We start from the raw sequence: 15,864 nt of genomic DNA on the forward strand, positions 1-15,864 counted from the left end.
GGCGCTCCCGGCCGCGAACCCCGCCCGGGGCGGCACGCGCAGCGACGCGCGCCGCCCCGGTTTGCGTTTTTGAAGCGCATTTTCACAGCTCGATGTCGAGCTCACACTGCCGAGCTCCATCCTCATGGCCACCCGTCCCCCTCTTTCCCTGAAGGCCCGCGCCGTAGGCTACCTGTCGCGGCGCGAGCACAGCCGGGCGGAGCTGGCACGCAAGCTGGCCCCGCACGCCGAATCGCCCGAAGCCCTTGAGCAATTGCTGGATGCGCTGGAGCGCGAGAACTGGCTGTCCAACGAGCGCTTCGTCGATAGCCTGGTGCACCGGCGCGCCAGCCGCTATGGCGCCGCCCGCGTCATGCAGGAAGCCCGCACCCACCAGCTCGGCGGCGAACAGCTCGCCGACCTGCAGGAGCGCCTGCGCGGCTCCGAACTGGAGCGTGGCCGCGCGGTCTGGCAGAAGCGTTTCGGCACGCCACCCGCCACGCCCGAGGAAAAGGCCAGGCAGATCCGCTTTCTGGTGGCGCGCGGTTTTTCCCGCTCGGTGGTGAGCCAGGTGATCAAGGGGGCGGATGAGTGGCTGGACGGCAGCGATTGATGCCGTGGGCGGACCTGCCGGATCGCGGTCCGAAGTGATGCCGCGATGGCGTCTTGCACCGGCGCGGTGCGCATACCTGTTTTGCCAGTAGGCGTATTCCGCGCTGACCGCATGTGATCCGGGCACCGGTTCAGTCCCGCGCATCCGCGCATTTTGACGCTCCACAGCGCTTGCCCGTCACACGACAATTCCCGGCAACAGCCCTGGGTGCAGTTTGTTCCCGGCCAAAGTTGTCCGGCATGTTAAAATCCTGCGGTTTTCCGGCCCAGCCGTCCTTTTCTCCCGCTCCTGCCTGGTGTTATGCCGCTTTCCCCGCCCGTCAATCGCGCCCTGCGCCACCGCCGTGCCATCACGGCCGAGGCCTATCTTAGGGACGATGGCCTATGGGATATCGAAGCGCGCCTGACCGACACCAAGCCCCGCGAGATCCCGCTTGCCGGTGGTGGCGTGCGCCCGTTGGGCGAGCCGCTGCATGATTTGTGGCTGCGCATCACCATTGACCTGCGCATGAACGTCGTGGACGCCGACGCCTGTTCCGACTGGGTACCGTATCCCGGCCAGTGCGACACCATCGGCCCGGCCTATCGCAAGCTGATCGGCCTGAACCTGATGAAGGGTTTCCGCAAGGCGGTGAAAGAGCGCCTGTCCGGCGTGTCGGGCTGCACCCACCTGACCGAGCTGGCCGGCGTGCTGCCGACCACCGCGATCCAGGCCTTTGCCGGCGACGTGTTCAATATCCGTGACGCCGGCACCGAAGACACCAATCCCGAACCGCCTTACCAGTTGCACGGCTGCCATGCCCTGCATTTCGAAGGTGAGGTGGTGCGCCAGTTTTACCCGCGCTGGTATGGTCACCAGCCAAAGCCGAGGATCAAGACCGAAGGGTCGCCGATCCCGGCGGCGCAACCTTCGGAGGCGCTCGCCGCCACCGATGGCGGCGCCACGTCCCGCAGGCCTACCGGCACCTCTGGCTAAGCCAGGCCGGCCTGCTATCCGCCGAGATTCCATCTCCACTTTTTACGCCTACCCGAAAGGAAACACGCATGAATATCCATGAGTACCAAGGCAAGGAAATCCTGCGCAAATACAATGTGCCGGTTCCGCGCGGCATCCCCGCGTTCTCGGTCGATGAGGCCCTGAAGGCTGCTGAACAACTGGGCGGCCCGGTATGGGTCGTCAAAGCGCAGATCCACGCGGGCGGCCGCGGCAAGGGTGGCGGCGTGAAGGTGGCCAAGAGCATCGACGAGGTCAAGACCTACGCCAGCAACATCCTGGGCATGACGCTGGTCACGCACCAGACCGGCCCGGAAGGCAAGAAGGTCAACCGCCTGCTGATCGAAGAAGGCGCGGACATCAAGAAGGAACTGTACGTCAGCCTGGTCGTCGATCGCGTTTCGCAAAAGGTGGCCCTGATGGCCTCCAGCGAAGGCGGCATGGACATCGAAGAAGTCGCTGCCCACAGCCCGGAAAAGATCCACACGCTGATCATCGATCCGTCGGCCGGCCTGCTCGACGCGGACGCTGACGACATCGCCCGCAAGATCGGCGTGCCCGACGCAAGCGTGGCGCAAGCCCGCCAGGCCCTGCAAGGCCTGTACAAGGCATTCTGGGACACGGACGCCTCGCTGGCTGAAATCAACCCGCTGATCCTGACCGGCGACGGCAAGGTGATCGCGCTCGACGCCAAGTTCAACTTCGACTCCAACGCCCTGTTCCGTCACCCGGAAATCGTCGCTTACCGCGACCTGGACGAAGAAGATCCGGCTGAAATCGAAGCTTCGAAGTTCGACCTGGCCTACATCTCGCTGGACGGCAATATCGGCTGCCTGGTGAACGGCGCCGGCTTGGCCATGGCCACCATGGACACCATCAAGTTGTTCGGCGGCGAGCCGGCCAACTTCCTCGACGTGGGCGGCGGTGCCACCACCGAGAAGGTGACCGAAGCCTTCAAGCTGATGCTCAAGAACCCGAACCTGAAGGCCATCCTGGTCAACATCTTCGGCGGCATCATGCGTTGCGACGTGATCGCCGAAGGCGTGATCGCTGCATCCAAGGCCGTGTCGCTGTCCGTGCCGCTGGTCGTGCGCATGAAGGGTACCAACGAAGAGATCGGCAAGAAGATGCTGGCCGACTCGGGCCTGCCCATCATCGCGGCCGACACCATGGAAGAAGCCGCCCAGAAGGTCGTGGCCGCTGCCGCGGGCAAGTAAGCCAGACGCGAACACGAACGCCAGCAGCGCGCCGGGGCCAGGCCTTCGCGCGCTGCTTTGAGCCAAGCAAAGGATTACAGCATGTCGATTCTGATCAATAAAGACACCAAGGTCATCACCCAGGGCATCACCGGTAAGACCGGCCAGTTCCACACCCGTGGCTGCCGCGACTACGCCAACGGCAAGAACTGCTTCGTTGCCGGCGTGAACCCGAAGAAAGCCGGCGAAGACTTCGAAGGCATTCCCATCTACGCCAGCGTCAAGGATGCCAAGGCATCGACGGGCGCCACCGTTTCCGTGATCTACGTGCCGCCCGCCGGCGCCGCTGCCGCGATCTGGGAAGCCGTTGACGCTGACCTGGACCTGGTGGTCTGCATCACCGAAGGCATCCCCGTGCGCGACATGATGGAGCTCAAGGACAAGATGGTGAAGGGCAACAAGAAGACCTTGCTGCTCGGACCCAACTGCCCGGGCCTGATCACGCCTGATGAAATCAAGATCGGCATCATGCCGGGCCACATCCACCGCAAGGGCCGCATCGGCGTGGTGTCGCGCTCGGGCACGCTGACCTATGAAGCGGTGGGTCAGCTGACCGCGCTGGGCATGGGCCAGTCGTCGGCAGTGGGCATTGGTGGCGACCCCATCAACGGCCTGAAGCACATCGACATCATGAAGATGTTCAACGACGATCCCGAAACGGACGCCGTGGTCATGATCGGCGAAATCGGTGGCCCGGACGAAGCCAACGCGGCTTACTGGATCAAGGAAAACATGAAGAAGCCGGTGGTTGGCTTTATCGCTGGCGTGACCGCGCCTCCGGGCAAGCGCATGGGCCACGCCGGCGCGCTGATCTCGGGCGGTGCCGACACGGCGCAAGCCAAGCTGGAAATCATGGAAGCCTGCGGTATCAAGGTCACCAAGAATCCGTCGGAAATGGCTCGCCTGCTCAAGTCGATCCTGTAATACCGAACAGCAGCTTTTCCGCCCGCGGGCGGGAGAGATTGCCGGAGCCGGTGCGGCTGCATGACTGCAACCGCACATCGGACCTCGATGCCCCCGCCTCCGTGCGGGGGCATCTCATTCTGGAGCGCCAGTCACCTAGGGTATCTCCGGAGGCGCGCGACATGCCGATTGAAACCGAATCGAAAGCTTGATACGGTAAATCTTCATGTCTGAAGACTCAGACATCCGAAATTCCGTAAGCACCGGTGATAATCGGTACATATGTGGCGTTCGAATCATAATTTAGAAACTCGAGGAGCTTTACCGTGGAACTGCTGTCCTCCACTGCGTTCTGGATCGCGTTGGGATCCATCATCCTGACCAACATCGTGCTCTCCGGCGACAACGCCGTGGTGATCGCACTGGCCTCCCGCAACCTGCCGCCCGCCCAGCAGAAGAAAGCCATCTTCTGGGGCAGTGCCGCCGCCATCATCATGCGTGTGGTGCTGACGGTGGCCGCGGTCAAGCTGCTGAGCCTGCCTTACCTGAAGATCGTCGGCGCCTTGCTGCTGGTCTACATCGGCGTGCAGCTGCTGACCGGCGAAGACGACGAGGACGGCCACGACGCCAAGGACAATATCTGGTCCGCGATCCGCACCATCCTGATCGCCGACCTGGTGATGTCGCTCGACAACGTGGTGGCCGTGGCCGCCGCGGCGCAGAAGGGGCCGGAAGGCAGCCAGCTGATGCTGCTGATCGTTGGCCTGGGCCTGTCGATTCCCCTGATCGTGTTCGGCAGCACCATCCTGCTCAAGGTCATGGACCGCTTCCCCATCATCATCGTGCTGGGCGCGGCGCTGCTGGGCTACCTGGCAGGCGAGATGCTGGTGAGCGATCCGGTGGACGCCGCGTGGTTCGAGATGCATGTGCCGCATGCGCACCTGGTGTTTGGCGCAATCGGCGCGGCGCTGGTGGTGGTGGTGGGCAAGCTGCTGCAGAAACGGTCGGTACAACCGGCCTGACGGACAATAGTCCGTCGGCAGACGGTCTGTCGATGGACGGGCCGCACGGCAGCGTGCGGCCCGTCCGGAAAGAAAAAGCGCCTTCGGGCGCTTTTTCTTTGCCTGCTCCCCGAGCTATCATCCGCCTTTTGCCAACAAGGCATAACAAGGCGCCCCGCATGCTGCCCTCCCGGTCAGCCATACCTCTCAGCTTCCTCGCCGTCGCACTGATTGCGCCGCTACTGGTCTCCCGTCACACGCTCCCCATTGCCACTTTCTATGGCGAATGGGCCTCGGCATTGCTGTTCGCGCTGGCCGTCATCGCGCTTGCTGCCGTGGCAAACCCGCAAGCCTCGGGGCTCGCTTATCGGGACGTTCCCGCTCAGTTCCCGTGGATCGTCGTATTTGCCCTCTGGCTGATCGCCACCGGCGTCACGCAAGGGCTAACCGGCATGAGGGACCTGTCGGGCAGCCGGCTGATCACCGAACTCGTGCTCGCGCTTGCCGCCGCAGTGATATGGGCAGCCTGGCGGCAAGGCCGGACAGCGTCTCCGCTCGAGCGCCAGGCGATGACCGATGCGCTCGCGATTGCCTGGCTGGTGGCCGGATTGCTCGGCACGCTGGCGCAGTGGGTCCAGGTCTTCGGCCTGGAGTCCGACACGTTCGGGATGGTCTCCACCTACTTCTACGACGACAACCGACGCCTGTGGGGCAACCTCAACCAGCCCAATCACCAGGCCACGGTTGAGGGCCTGGCGCTTGCGGCAGCCGTGTGGCTGGCCGCGCGCGGCTGGCTGCGACCACCAGCCTGGCTGGCGGCGGTGCTGTTGCTGGAGAGCGGTATCGTGTTGTCCGGATCGCGCACCGGTGTCCTCCATGTCGGGCTGGCCTCGGCCTACGCATTGCTCGCCGCATGGATGGCGCGCGGGGCAGGGCGGGACGGGCCGGGTGCGATGCAACGTCCGGGCCATGCCGGTCACAACCCCATGAGCCGGCCAGCCGGGCTTGCCTTCGCCGCGGTGGCGATGGTGGTGGTGCTGGTGATCCTGCAGCCGCTGATGAAGAGCGCCGGGCACGTCTTCGACTGGCGCCTGTTCGATACGCTGGCGCAGTTGGGGCAAGCCGACCAGGTGTCGGCGCGCGGGGCGCTGTGGTCCCACGCCTGGGCAATGTTCCGCGCGCATCCCTGGCTGGGGGTGAGCTGGGGCGAGTTCGGCTGGGCGCAGTTCCAGCAGCTGGCGCAAGTCGGCGTGACGGTGGAAATGTCCCTGCATGCGCACAACGCGCTGCTGGACCTGCTGGCGAAAACGGGCCTGGTCGGCACCGCCGGTGTCGTGCTCTCATTGCTGGCGTGGCTATGGCGTGTAGCGCACCGGCGGCTGTGGCTTGGAGACGGGCCGGACCGGGCGCAGACGGTGGTGGTGCTCACGTGGCTGGCGATGCTATGCGCACATTCGATGCTGGAGTACCCGCTGCACTACCTGTATTTCATGCTGCCGTTCTGCTTCATGCTGGGCTGGCTGGAGCCCTCGGGGTTCGGCCGCGTGCGCACGCCGCGCTGGCTTGCCGTGCTGGCCGTTGGGGCGTTCATCGGCGCTACGACCGTCATCCTTGCCACCATGTGGCAGGACTACCGGCGTGCCGAGGCACGCGAATATGCGCGTGACGAACACCGGAAAGCGCTGCCGATGCCGCATTTCTGGTTTCGCCAGGCCGCCGCGGCGGATGCGACCGAGGATGCCAGGATCACGCCGGAGAATGCAGCGCAGCTGCTGGCGCCCCATATCGCCGCCGTCCACCTGCTGCCCACGCCTACGCTGATTGCCCGCACCGCCTGGCTGCTGGCCTTGAGCGGCGATCCCGTTCAGGGCCGCGCATGGCTGGAGCGCCTGCATTTCTACTTTGCTGGCGACGAGGCAAACCAGTTCGCCGAACTGGCCCGCTTCTGCGCCGAAGTCGACGCGGCGGCGCGGCCGCGCGATTTCTGCGACTGGGTGAAGGCGCGCAACAAGGGCAAGCCGGAATAAGCGCTCCACGGCGGGCGGATCGCGGCGCGCGGAGTCTGCCCGTACGCGGCTGCGGCACCCCGGGCCGGGGCTCGCAGGGTTACTGCGGCGGGTAGTAGCCCGGAGGGGGCGGCGGATAGTAGTAAGTCGGGGCGGCAGGCCGCGGGGCCGCCGCCATATTGCCGTAGACCGGCACCCGATGACCGCTGGCGTACATGCACTGCACATAAGCAGCGTCGTACTGGCGCTGGCTGCCGTAGCCGGCGTATTGGGCATTACTCGAGCCGATCGCCGCGCCGGTGAGCAGGCCGATGCCCGCACCCACTGCCGCGCCGGAGCCGCCATTGAACGCCGCACCCGCTGCCGCTCCCAGCGCGGTGCCGACCGCGGCGCTGCCGACCGCGCTGTTGGTTGCCGCCTGGTTTGCGGTCACGCCGCCCACCTGGCCGAAGGCGAACTGGCGGCAGGCATAGTCGTCGGCCCGGAACTGGTCGAAGTTCTTGCCGGTGCCTGGCAGCACCATCACACTGGGACCGCTGGGCATCACGGCACAGCCGGCCAGAACAAGCGCTGCCAGCGGCAGGCTCAGCAAGATCGGGAGTCCAGGCAAGCTGGGACGGTCAAAGGCTTTCATCTCGGCACCTCGGTACCTCGGTCATCGAAACATCGCACACAGCGGTGCTGCGCGCCGCAGGTTGGAAACGCGCGCTCCAGGCGCTAGGCGGGTGGCTGCGCTGGAACCTTCTGCCAGCCGCCGGGGCACGCCTTGATATACGGATAGTAGCCATCCGGCCTGGCGCAGTGATACCAGTACGCCTCCTGCCGGGGCGCCGGTGCCGCGACAGCGCCGCTGTTCATTTCCCACGATCCGTCCTGGCCCTGCTCTATGTATTGCGGTGGAGAACTCGGCACTCCCACTGCCGCGGGCGGATAGTAGTAGCCAGGAGGGTAGTAGTAGGGGGAGTAGGGGTAGCCCCAACCGTATCCATACCCAAAGCCGGGCCCGACATAGATCCCCACGCTCCCGTGCCAGCCGCCATGCCAGCCACCGCCGCCGTGCCAGCCGCCGCCCCCGTGCCAGCCTCCCCCGCCATGTCCGCCGCCGCCGCCTCCACCGTGGCCGCCGCCTGCCAGGGCCGTCCCGCCCGCACTCAGCGCCGCCAACACCAGCAAAAGCTGGCCAACCCTACGCCCGTTCATGTTGCTCACCCTGGATCGATGCGGAACGATGTCCCGCGGGGCTGCACCTGCACCCCCTTAACTGCATTGAATACCAATTTGACGCATGTGGCGCGGTGCCCCCTGCTGGCGAAATGCGGCGTTACGCTTGTTACAGCGGAAGGGGCCACGGCGTAAGCGTGTGTCATGGCGGATAAGAGAGGCGGGGGGCTGTGATGCGGATCGGATACTTGCAGGCGCGCGCCAGAGATCCGGCGGGATCCATCTTTGATTGCTGTGGGCCACCGCCCGCCCTGCAAGCGCAGAGGGGAGAAATCCCTGGATGAAGTCGAAACCAAGAACGTAACGGGCTCCTGCGGTCCGTCAATCGTTTGTGTCTTGGGGATAACCGATGTTGTTGGTAATTTTGATGGCATCGAACTGGATACCAGGAAAATCATTGTTCGATCGGATCCGTCCAAGGAGATGGTTCTTGGATTTGATAAGGGAATTTCGTCGGACCATAATGGCGTCGCGCGCATCCCGACAAAATCTGGAAATAGATTGCTGGTCAGGGGAAAGTGTGGTGGAAGTGCCTTAAGTAGAAGCAAGGCTTAGTGTGCTATTCGGAATGCCTGGGAATTTGGCCGAAAGCTATCGTGGATAGCGCTTTTTCGGAGTAGTGTTCAGACCATTGCCGGTAGTGTCGCCTACTGTGAGCGGGCTTTCGGGGCCCCGCGTCGCCGGGGTGGCGACGCGGGGTATAAAGTAGAGCCTACGCAGACTCACTGCGCCTTGAGATAACCTACGTAGTAGATGCCGATGACTCTGCCAAGGGGATCCTGTATCGGTTCATAGCCTGTGATATAGGACTTTCCGAGAATGTCGGCATCGCCATAGTACGCGCCACCGCCGCGAATTGCCGCGATAGCCTTGCCGTTGGGATCGAGTACGGTGCCAATGGCGCGCGACCCATCGTCTTTCTGCACATTCGTTGCCACACGGATGAATTCCTCACCGCTCTTCACGAATAGCGTTGCGGTACCGCCCACCGTGTTTTTCACATCGTCAACCACGGCAAAGTTATTGTTCATCTTGTTAGCGCCAAAATACAAGGCCGGTGCGGGTTTTCCGGCAACGGCTTCTTCTCCTTTGATCGCCGGTGCGCCCAAATTGAGCACTTTCATCTTCAACAGCACCATGGCGTATCTGACGTTGTCCACCGATTGTGCGTGACCCACGGTGGGGAGAAAAATCGAGAATGCAATTCCATGTGCCGCCAGGACAACCCAGCGTAAAATGAAATTCGTCCGCTTTACATTCGGCATCATGTCATCTCCGAACAGGATTGCCGATGCAACGGGGCGGCAACATCCCCGGGACAGGATCGATTGCCCATTCATCCGTCTGGAGTATAGGTTGCCGTGATTTGCTTACCAGCACGATGGCAAATAGCACTTATGGAGACCATTACTTGGGGACAGCGGGAATTTCAACGAATTGGGCGCGATCGAAGTCGTTGCTTCCGGTGGAAATCCGTTGCGCGAAACCCGTGCCTGCCGCTTGTTCCCAATGCCGCATCGATTCCATCTCCCGTGACCATTTGGAGAAAATTTGGTCAAAATCGATTCTGCGTCACTCCATGGCATCCGTTGCCGTCAAGGCAATGAGGCAATTGGTCAGCAGGGCGGGTGATGACGTGCGTCAGGCTAAGGCTTATAAAACAATCGCTTAACTGTCGCCGGCCACCCAGTCCCCCGACTTCCCCCCATGCTTCTCCAGCAACTTCACATCCCCCATCACCATCCCCCGGTCCACCGCCTTGCACATGTCATAGATGGTCAGCAGGGCCACCTGCACGCCGGTCAGCGCTTCCATCTCCACGCCGGTCTGGCCGTGCGTCTCGGTGCGCACGGTGCAGCGGATGGTGCCGCTGGCTTCGTCCAGCGCATAGTCCACCGCTACCTTGGTGAGCGAGATCGGGTGGCATAGCGGGATCAGGTCGGAGGTGCGCTTGGTGGCCATGATGGCGGCCACGCGGGCAATGCCGAGCACATCGCCTTTCTTGGCGGTGCCGTCCCGCACGAGCGCGAATGTGGCGGGCAGCATGGTGATGGTGCCGGTGGCCACGGCCACGCGGTGGCTATGGGCCTTGGCGCCGACGTCTACCATATGGGCTTGTCCGGCTGAATCGAAATGGGTGAGCTGGCTCATGGCATGGACCTGCGGAGTCGAGAGGAAAGCGTGGCGGAGGCGTCCGCCGCATTTGCCGCGCTAGCCGGGGCAGGGCGTGGCAAGACCGGGCGATGCCCGGTGGGAATGGCCTCCGGAGGCCGCTATCATAGCAATATGCGCAAGAACCAAACGCTCGCCGGAGCGCTCTCCTCGCCCGCCCGACAGGCGCGCCTCAAATCTCGCATGGGCCCCGTGCGCCATGCCGATGCCGTTCCCGCGGCCGTACCCCTGCGCGCGTCCGCGAAACCGGGGCGCTTTGCGCGCCGTTCGCTGGCGGCACTGTTGGCGCTGACGATGGCGTTACCCGCCTGGCCCCAGCAGCGCGTGTTGCTGAACGATCCCGCGCGCACCGCCGCAGCCGCCACCACGGGGACGGATGGCGGTGGCAGCGACCAGGTCTACGACAACCTGAACCGCAGCGTCAAGGCGGGGCAGAAGTCCGAATTCGGGCTGCGCAGCAACAACACGGTGGTAGAGACCAACGGCGCGCAGTTGCCCGACCTGGGAGACCCGTCCACGGCGTCGCTGACGCCCGATATGGAAAAGCGCCTGGGCGATCGCATCATGCGCGATATCCGGCGCGATCCGGACTATGTGTCGGATCCGCTGCTGGCCGATTACCTGAACATGCTTGGTTATCGCCTGGTGCAGGCGGCGCGCCGGCAGAACATCTCCGGCTCCAACGGTGCCGGCACCTTTGCGACCGGCTTCGAGCTGTTCGCGGTGCGCGACCGTACCATCAATGCCTTTGCGCTGCCGGGCGGGTACATCGGCGTGCACACCGGCCTGCTGGTGCAGTCGGATACCGAGTCCGAGCTGGCTTCGGTGCTCGGCCACGAAATCGGCCACGTGATGCAGCGGCATATCGCGCGCGGCATCACCACGCAGGACCAGTCGATGTGGATCGCGCTGGCATCGATGGTGCTCGCGGGACTGGCGGCCACCAAGAGCGGCGATGCGGCCGCGGCGCTGGCCATGGGCGGGCAGGCGGCCGCCATCTCCAACCAGTTGTCGTTCTCGCGCGGGGCGGAACGGGAGGCCGACCGGGTCGGGTTCCAGATCATGACCGCCGCCGGCTTCGATCCGCAGGGCATGCCTGACTTCTTCAAGCGGCTGCAGCGGGTGATGGGCATCTCGGAGAATTCGGTGCCGGCCTACGTGCGCACCCACCCGCTCACCTCGGAGCGGATCGCCGACATGCAGGACCGCGTAAGCCATGTGGCGGTGCGCAAGGTGCCAAATACCCCGGAATACGAGTTCGCTCGCATGCGTGCGCGCATCATCCAGGAAACCACGCCTAGCGACCTGCAGAACGTGCGTGCCGCGCTGCAGACGCAACTGGCGGCAGCTTCACCGGTGCGCTTGCCGGCGCTGTATTACGGGATGGCTTTCGCCGAGCAGCGGCTGGGCCGCAACGCTGCCGCGGAGCAGTTCCTGGCCGAAGCCCGCCGGCTGTACGGCAATATTCCCGGCGCCACTTCCGGCAGCGCCATGCTCGATGTGATGGCGATCGAGCTGGCGCGCGCGCAGGGCCGGCAGCAGGATGCGCTGAATCAGGCCATGGTATCGATGAAGGCGTTTCCGCTGTCGCACGCGGTGGCGCTGAGCTACGCGGCGACCTTGCTCGGTGCCGGCCGGACGGACCAGGCGGTGACCTTCCTGCGCGAACGCACGCGCGAAGAGGTCGCGCGTTCCGAGTGGTGGGACATGCTGGCGCGGGCCTATGCCGCGCAGGGCCGGCGTGTACAGCAGCACCAGGCGCTGGCGGAGAAGTATGCGGTCGATGGCGCCTACCAGGCCGCCATCGAGCAGTTGCAGATCGCGCGCAAGGCGGGCGATGGCGATTTCTACACGCTGTCGGAGGTCGATGCGCGCCTGCACCAGCTGGAGCGCCAGTTCCGCGAAGAGAAGCAGGACAGCAAGAGCATGCCTAACTGACGGCCACGCCCGCTACCGCTGTTCCCGCCGCCGCCGCTCAGGCGGCCTGCTCGCCCGCGGGCGGCAGCGGCTGGCGCACGAAGCCGTAGCGCGTCGGCACCTCGTCTTCGACAATCGGTTCGATCGCCACGTCGGTACCGTTGAAATGAAACACGCCGAGATTGCCGCCGCACGCCTCACCGTGCCAGGTGCAGGCGCTGCTGAAGGCATCGAGGTCATGGTCGTGCAGCAGCGCGACCTGCGGCTTGCCCGCATTCCCGCTCTCTCCTTCCACCTCGCCGACCAGCAGCACATTGCCATGCTCGTCCGCATGGCAGGCGCGCAGCGCGAAGGCGTGCTGCGATGTGGTCCGCAGCTGGCCCTGATGCAGCCGCGCGATCCACGGCGCGTAGGCCAGCGACACGAACACGCGCTGCGGGCCGTTCTGGAAGTACCAGGCACCGCGCTCGTCGTGCTGGTAGTTGCGCTCGATAAACGCGATCAGCGCTTCGTGCCGGATCGGGTCGCCGGACAGGCCGTGCTGCTGGGCGTACTCGTTGCGCATGCGCCATTGCCCGCGCCGGTCCAGCGCCAGCCAGCCGTAGCAGTTGGGGACGTTGGGCCAGCGGGCCATTGCTTGCTTGACTGTGTCATCCATCGTCGCTGTCTCCTTGCGGGGCCGTTCATGCCGTCCATGAAGGGCATCCCGCTCGCATTCATTCAGGTGGCCGCCCGGGTTTGCCATCCGTTCGCAACGGGTGTGCGGGGCTGCGCCGGCGCGCTAAGCCACGGCGTCGAAAAACCGCAGGATGCGCGCCGGCAGCCACTCGATATGCCCCGCATAGGGCAGTACCGGCAACACGCGCAGCTTATCTTCGCGCGGCGTCATGAAACCGACGTGACCACCGTGCTCTGGCTGCTCCAGCCAGACCTGCGGGCTGACGTCGGCCGGGCCCGGCAGGTGGCGCGCCGGCAGGAAGGGGTCGTTGCGCGCGTTGAGCACCAGCGTGGGCACGGCGATGCGGTCGAGCACGGGCTTGCTGGAGGCGCGCGCCCAGTAATCGTCGGTGTCGCGAAAGCCATGCAGCGGCGCCGTGACGATATTGTCGAAGGCGTACAGGTCGCGGCTGGCGAGCATGGCTTCCCGGTCGAACAGGCCGGGATACTGCTTTAGCTTGGCCAGGGACTTGCGCTTGAGGGTTTGCAGGAACATGCGCGTGTACAGCATGTTGAAGCCCTGCGACAGCGCCGCGCCACCGCCGGCCAGGTCCAGCGGCGCCGACACCGACGCCGCGGCGCCGATGAAGGCCGCGCCGCTGCCCTGTTCGCCGAGCAGGCGCAGCAGGGCATTGCCGCCCAGCGAGATGCCGACCACCAGCAGCTTGCGCCCATGCGCGCAATACTGCCTGTGCAGCCGTTCCAGGATCCAGTGGACCTCCTCCGAGTCGCCGGAGTGATAGAAACGCGGCGCCAGGTTCAGCTCTCCCGAGCAGCCGCGAAAGTGCGGGACCACGCCCTGCCATCCGCGCGCGGCCAGCGCATGCATCATGGCCTGCGCGTAGTGGCTGCCAGAGTCGCCTTCCAGGCCGTGGAACATCACCAGCAGCGGGGTATCGGGCGCCACCGGGTGCGTGGTCCAGTCGAGGTCGACGAAGTCGTCGTCGGGCGCGGTCCAGCGCTCGCGCTTGAAGGCCACGCGCGCAGGGCGCTGCGTGAAGCGCGCCGGGATGATGGTCTGGGCGTGGCCGCCGGAGAGCCACCACGGCATGCGGCGGCCGCCGCCGAACGAGGAGGCGCCCGGAACGGGTGACACCGCCCCTGGGGGGCTGTGGTGCGATGGCGGAAGCTGGCTCATGCCTGGATGCTTGGAGCTGGCGGGCTGCCGGGCCGTGGCGCCGCGCCGGATCCCGCTAGTGAAGCGCCTGGCCCGGCGCCGTGCTGACGGTGGCGACCTGGCTGGCGTTGGCCGGGCTGCAATGGATATGCGCCAGTCGCCAGCCCTCGTGGTTCTGCATCAGCACATAGGTGGTGTGCACGTAGAGGTCGGCTTCGATGCGGTCGTCGCCGAAGCGCAGGGCTTCGGTCACGTCGAAGATGGCGACCCCCATCGAGGTGTGGCTGCTGGTCTCGATCACGTCGATCAGCACCGGCTGCAAGGCCAGCAACTGCGCGAAGGCCTGGCGCAGGTGCTCGTGGCCGATCAGGCGCTGGCCGTCGGGCATCACGCACGTTACCGAATCCTCATCCAGCCACAGGCGCAGGGCGCCGTCCGCATCGCGCAGCTTCATGGCCTCGCGAAAGGCTTCTACGATGTCTTCGGCGGAATCGAACAGGCGGGCAAAACGAGGCATGGTGGACTGGGCTCAGGGATTCGTTGGCCGGATGATTACGAACGGCGGGTCAGCGCTTCAGGCCCGGTGCAGGAGCTTGCGCAGCTCCACAAACACCATTTCGGGCTCGATGTCCTTCAGGCACCGCAAGTGTCCGAGGGGGCACTCACGCTTGAAGCACGGACTGCATTCGAGCTGCAGCCACATGATACTCGCAGCCTGCGACAGCGGGGGAGTGTGGCGTGGGTCACTGGAGCCGAACACCGCCACCTGCGGCCGGTTCAGCGCCGCGGTGACGTGCATCAGGCCGGAGTCGTTGCATACGGCGCCTTCGGCCATCGCCAGCAGGTCGACGGCGTCGTCGAGCGAGGTCTGGCCGCAGAGATTGCGCACGAACGGCGCGCCTTTGACGATCTCGTCGGCGATCGCGGCATCCTTGGGCGAGCCAAGCGTGATGATCTGCGCATACGGGAACGAGCGCTTGAGCATCTGCGCCAGTTCCGCGAAGTGCGCCGCCGGCCAGCGCTTGGCCGGGCCGAATTCCGCACCCGGGCAGAAGGCGATCAGGCGGGTCTGCGGCGCAATGCCGAAGCGCTCCGCGGTCTTGGCCATGCGCACCGGGTCGATGCGCAGGCGCGGCTCGGGCAGGTCTTCGGGCAGGCGCGCGCCTGGCTTGAGCGCCAGCCGCGCGTAGTGCTCGACCATGGGCGGGCGGTGGTCGCGCGGCGGGTTGCCGTGGCGGATATTGAGCAGGCCGAAGCGCGCTTCGCCGCGATAGCCCACGCGCAGCGGGATGCCGGCCAGCCAGGGAATCAGGGCCGACTTGAGCGAATTGGGCAGCACGTAGGCCGCGTCGTAGCCTTCGTTCTTGAGCTGCTGGGCGAACATCAGCCGTGCGGAGAGTTGCAGCTTGCCGTGCGCCAGTTCGCTGGGGAATACCTGGTGGATCTCGGGCATGCGTGCCAGCACCGGCGCCACCCATTTGGGGGCGAGTGCGTCGATCTGCAGGCGCGGATGGCGCGCTTTCATCAGCGCGAAGAGCGGCTGCGCCATCAGGGCGTCGCCGATCCAGTTGGGGGCGATGACGAGGGCTTTTTTCATGAATGGGGCGCTGCCGGAAGAATGGGCGTGGCGCGGTCTGCGCGCGCCACGCACGCCAACGCTCCGGCGCGCCGCTTGGCGGGCCGGAGCATCGGGGTGGTGCGGTGAAACGCGAGCCGTGTCAGTGGTGACCCTTGATGACGGTGCCTGGCTTGAGCTTGTAGACGGTACCGCAGTATGGGCATTTCACCTCGCCGGTGTCGGTCACGTCGAGGAAGACGCGCGGATGGTAATTCCAGGCGGGCGTATTGCCGGTGGGGCAGTGCAGGGGAAGATCTTCTGCGCCGATTTCGATTACGGATGCGGTTTGCGTCATGGTGTTGCGGGGATGGACTTGGTCTTTTGTCAGGACTAGGTAAGTGGCTGGCCGGT

Annotated in this window: 16 protein-coding genes; 7 read left to right on the forward strand and 9 right to left on the reverse strand. The window is 65.2% G+C overall.

The features are described 5' to 3' along the window. The first annotated feature begins 124 nt into the window (after positions 1–124). From recX to AC1DS6_RS24180, 6 genes are all read left to right on the forward strand, one after another. Positions 125–592, forward strand: coding sequence for a recombination regulator RecX (gene recX, locus AC1DS6_RS24155; RefSeq protein WP_035869328.1), 468 nt, complete (start codon positions 125–127; stop codon positions 590–592). A gap of 300 nt (positions 593–892) precedes the next feature. Continuing rightward, positions 893–1,567 (forward strand): DUF2889 domain-containing protein, encoded by a 675-nt coding sequence (locus tag AC1DS6_RS24160; protein ID WP_441629292.1) that lies wholly within the window; start codon positions 893–895, stop codon positions 1,565–1,567. A gap of 68 nt (positions 1,568–1,635) precedes the next feature. Beyond that, positions 1,636–2,802, forward strand: coding sequence for an ADP-forming succinate--CoA ligase subunit beta (gene sucC, locus AC1DS6_RS24165; RefSeq protein ID WP_441629294.1), 1,167 nt, complete (start codon positions 1,636–1,638; stop codon positions 2,800–2,802). An 81-nt stretch (positions 2,803–2,883) separates the two neighbouring features. Next, positions 2,884–3,765, forward strand: a complete 882-nt coding sequence (gene sucD, locus AC1DS6_RS24170; RefSeq protein ID WP_035869320.1) for a succinate--CoA ligase subunit alpha — start codon at positions 2,884–2,886, stop codon at positions 3,763–3,765. A 305-nt stretch (positions 3,766–4,070) separates the two neighbouring features. Further along, positions 4,071–4,766, forward strand: coding sequence for a TerC family protein (locus AC1DS6_RS24175; RefSeq protein WP_276291409.1), 696 nt, complete (start codon positions 4,071–4,073; stop codon positions 4,764–4,766). A gap of 158 nt (positions 4,767–4,924) precedes the next feature. Further along, the gene (locus tag AC1DS6_RS24180; protein ID WP_441629297.1) at positions 4,925–6,772 is read left to right on the forward strand and encodes a PglL family O-oligosaccharyltransferase; all 1,848 of its coding nucleotides are present in this window, start codon (positions 4,925–4,927) and stop codon (positions 6,770–6,772) included. A gap of 79 nt (positions 6,773–6,851) precedes the next feature. Here the strand turns inward: AC1DS6_RS24180 and AC1DS6_RS24185 are convergent, their stop codons facing one another. The 4 genes from AC1DS6_RS24185 to moaC form a co-directional block, all read right to left on the reverse strand. Next, the gene (locus AC1DS6_RS24185; protein ID WP_441629299.1) at positions 6,852–7,385 is read right to left on the reverse strand and encodes a YMGG-like glycine zipper-containing protein; all 534 of its coding nucleotides are present in this window, start codon (positions 7,383–7,385) and stop codon (positions 6,852–6,854) included. Positions 7,386–7,468: 83 nt separating this feature from the next. Further along, positions 7,469–7,951, reverse strand: coding sequence for a hypothetical protein (locus AC1DS6_RS24190; RefSeq protein WP_441629301.1), 483 nt, complete (start codon positions 7,949–7,951; stop codon positions 7,469–7,471). A gap of 743 nt (positions 7,952–8,694) precedes the next feature. Continuing rightward, positions 8,695–9,240, reverse strand: a complete 546-nt coding sequence (locus AC1DS6_RS24195) for a Cache 3/Cache 2 fusion domain-containing protein (RefSeq protein WP_441629303.1) — start codon at positions 9,238–9,240, stop codon at positions 8,695–8,697. 400 nt (positions 9,241–9,640) lie between these two features. After that, positions 9,641–10,123 carry a cyclic pyranopterin monophosphate synthase MoaC gene (gene moaC, locus AC1DS6_RS24200; RefSeq protein WP_441629305.1) on the reverse strand — a complete coding sequence of 161 codons (483 nt, stop codon included), beginning with the start codon at positions 10,121–10,123 and terminating at the stop codon, positions 9,641–9,643. A gap of 204 nt (positions 10,124–10,327) precedes the next feature. Between moaC and AC1DS6_RS24205 the strand changes: the two genes are divergently transcribed. After that, positions 10,328–12,082, forward strand: coding sequence for a M48 family metallopeptidase (locus AC1DS6_RS24205; protein ID WP_477103317.1), 1,755 nt, complete (start codon positions 10,328–10,330; stop codon positions 12,080–12,082). Between the two features lie 37 nt (positions 12,083–12,119). On the opposite strand, the gene AC1DS6_RS24210 is transcribed toward AC1DS6_RS24205, so the two are convergent. The 5 genes from AC1DS6_RS24210 to AC1DS6_RS24230 all read right to left on the reverse strand — a co-directional run bounded on the left by AC1DS6_RS24210 (position 12,120) and on the right by AC1DS6_RS24230 (position 15,808). Continuing rightward, positions 12,120–12,719, reverse strand: coding sequence for a DUF2946 family protein (locus AC1DS6_RS24210; protein ID WP_441629307.1), 600 nt, complete (start codon positions 12,717–12,719; stop codon positions 12,120–12,122). A gap of 123 nt (positions 12,720–12,842) precedes the next feature. After that, entirely contained in the window at positions 12,843–13,916 is a 1,074-nt protein-coding gene (locus AC1DS6_RS24215) for a YheT family hydrolase (RefSeq protein WP_441629309.1), read from the reverse strand. 55 nt (positions 13,917–13,971) lie between these two features. Continuing rightward, entirely contained in the window at positions 13,972–14,412 is a 441-nt protein-coding gene (locus AC1DS6_RS24220; RefSeq protein ID WP_035869293.1) for a YybH family protein, read from the reverse strand. 57 nt (positions 14,413–14,469) lie between these two features. Beyond that, positions 14,470–15,492 (reverse strand): lipopolysaccharide heptosyltransferase II, encoded by a 1,023-nt coding sequence (gene waaF, locus AC1DS6_RS24225; protein WP_441629311.1) that lies wholly within the window; start codon positions 15,490–15,492, stop codon positions 14,470–14,472. Positions 15,493–15,613: 121 nt separating this feature from the next. Beyond that, positions 15,614–15,808: a zinc-finger domain-containing protein gene (locus AC1DS6_RS24230; RefSeq protein ID WP_035869287.1), complete on the reverse strand. Its 195-nt coding sequence runs from the start codon at positions 15,806–15,808 to the stop codon at positions 15,614–15,616. Positions 15,809–15,864: the final 56 nt, after the last annotated feature.

The sequence above is a fragment of the Cupriavidus sp. 05L310 genome, assembly GCF_056398185.1.

Bases quoted from the DNA above. Each gene is read 5' to 3' on its own strand.
- AC1DS6_RS24180 (WP_441629297.1), top strand. From the start codon at position 4,925: ATGCTGCCCTCCCGGTCAGCCATACCTCTCAGCTTCCTCGCCGTCGCA.
- sucC (WP_441629294.1), top strand. From the start codon at position 1,636: ATGAATATCCATGAGTACCAAGGCAAGGAAATCCTGCGCAAATACAAT.
- AC1DS6_RS24210 (WP_441629307.1), bottom strand. From the start codon at position 12,719: ATGGATGACACAGTCAAGCAAGCAATGGCCCGCTGGCCCAACGTCCCC.
- AC1DS6_RS24215 (WP_441629309.1), bottom strand. From the start codon at position 13,916: ATGAGCCAGCTTCCGCCATCGCACCACAGCCCCCCAGGGGCGGTGTCA.
- moaC (WP_441629305.1), bottom strand. From the start codon at position 10,123: ATGAGCCAGCTCACCCATTTCGATTCAGCCGGACAAGCCCATATGGTA.
- AC1DS6_RS24230 (WP_035869287.1), bottom strand. From the start codon at position 15,808: ATGACGCAAACCGCATCCGTAATCGAAATCGGCGCAGAAGATCTTCCC.
- sucD (WP_035869320.1), top strand. From the start codon at position 2,884: ATGTCGATTCTGATCAATAAAGACACCAAGGTCATCACCCAGGGCATC.
- waaF (WP_441629311.1), bottom strand. From the start codon at position 15,492: ATGAAAAAAGCCCTCGTCATCGCCCCCAACTGGATCGGCGACGCCCTG.
- AC1DS6_RS24190 (WP_441629301.1), bottom strand. From the start codon at position 7,951: ATGAACGGGCGTAGGGTTGGCCAGCTTTTGCTGGTGTTGGCGGCGCTG.
- AC1DS6_RS24185 (WP_441629299.1), bottom strand. From the start codon at position 7,385: ATGAAAGCCTTTGACCGTCCCAGCTTGCCTGGACTCCCGATCTTGCTG.
- AC1DS6_RS24195 (WP_441629303.1), bottom strand. From the start codon at position 9,240: ATGATGCCGAATGTAAAGCGGACGAATTTCATTTTACGCTGGGTTGTC.
- recX (WP_035869328.1), top strand. From the start codon at position 125: ATGGCCACCCGTCCCCCTCTTTCCCTGAAGGCCCGCGCCGTAGGCTAC.
- AC1DS6_RS24205 (WP_477103317.1), top strand. From the start codon at position 10,328: ATGGGCCCCGTGCGCCATGCCGATGCCGTTCCCGCGGCCGTACCCCTG.
- AC1DS6_RS24220 (WP_035869293.1), bottom strand. From the start codon at position 14,412: ATGCCTCGTTTTGCCCGCCTGTTCGATTCCGCCGAAGACATCGTAGAA.
- AC1DS6_RS24160 (WP_441629292.1), top strand. From the start codon at position 893: ATGCCGCTTTCCCCGCCCGTCAATCGCGCCCTGCGCCACCGCCGTGCC.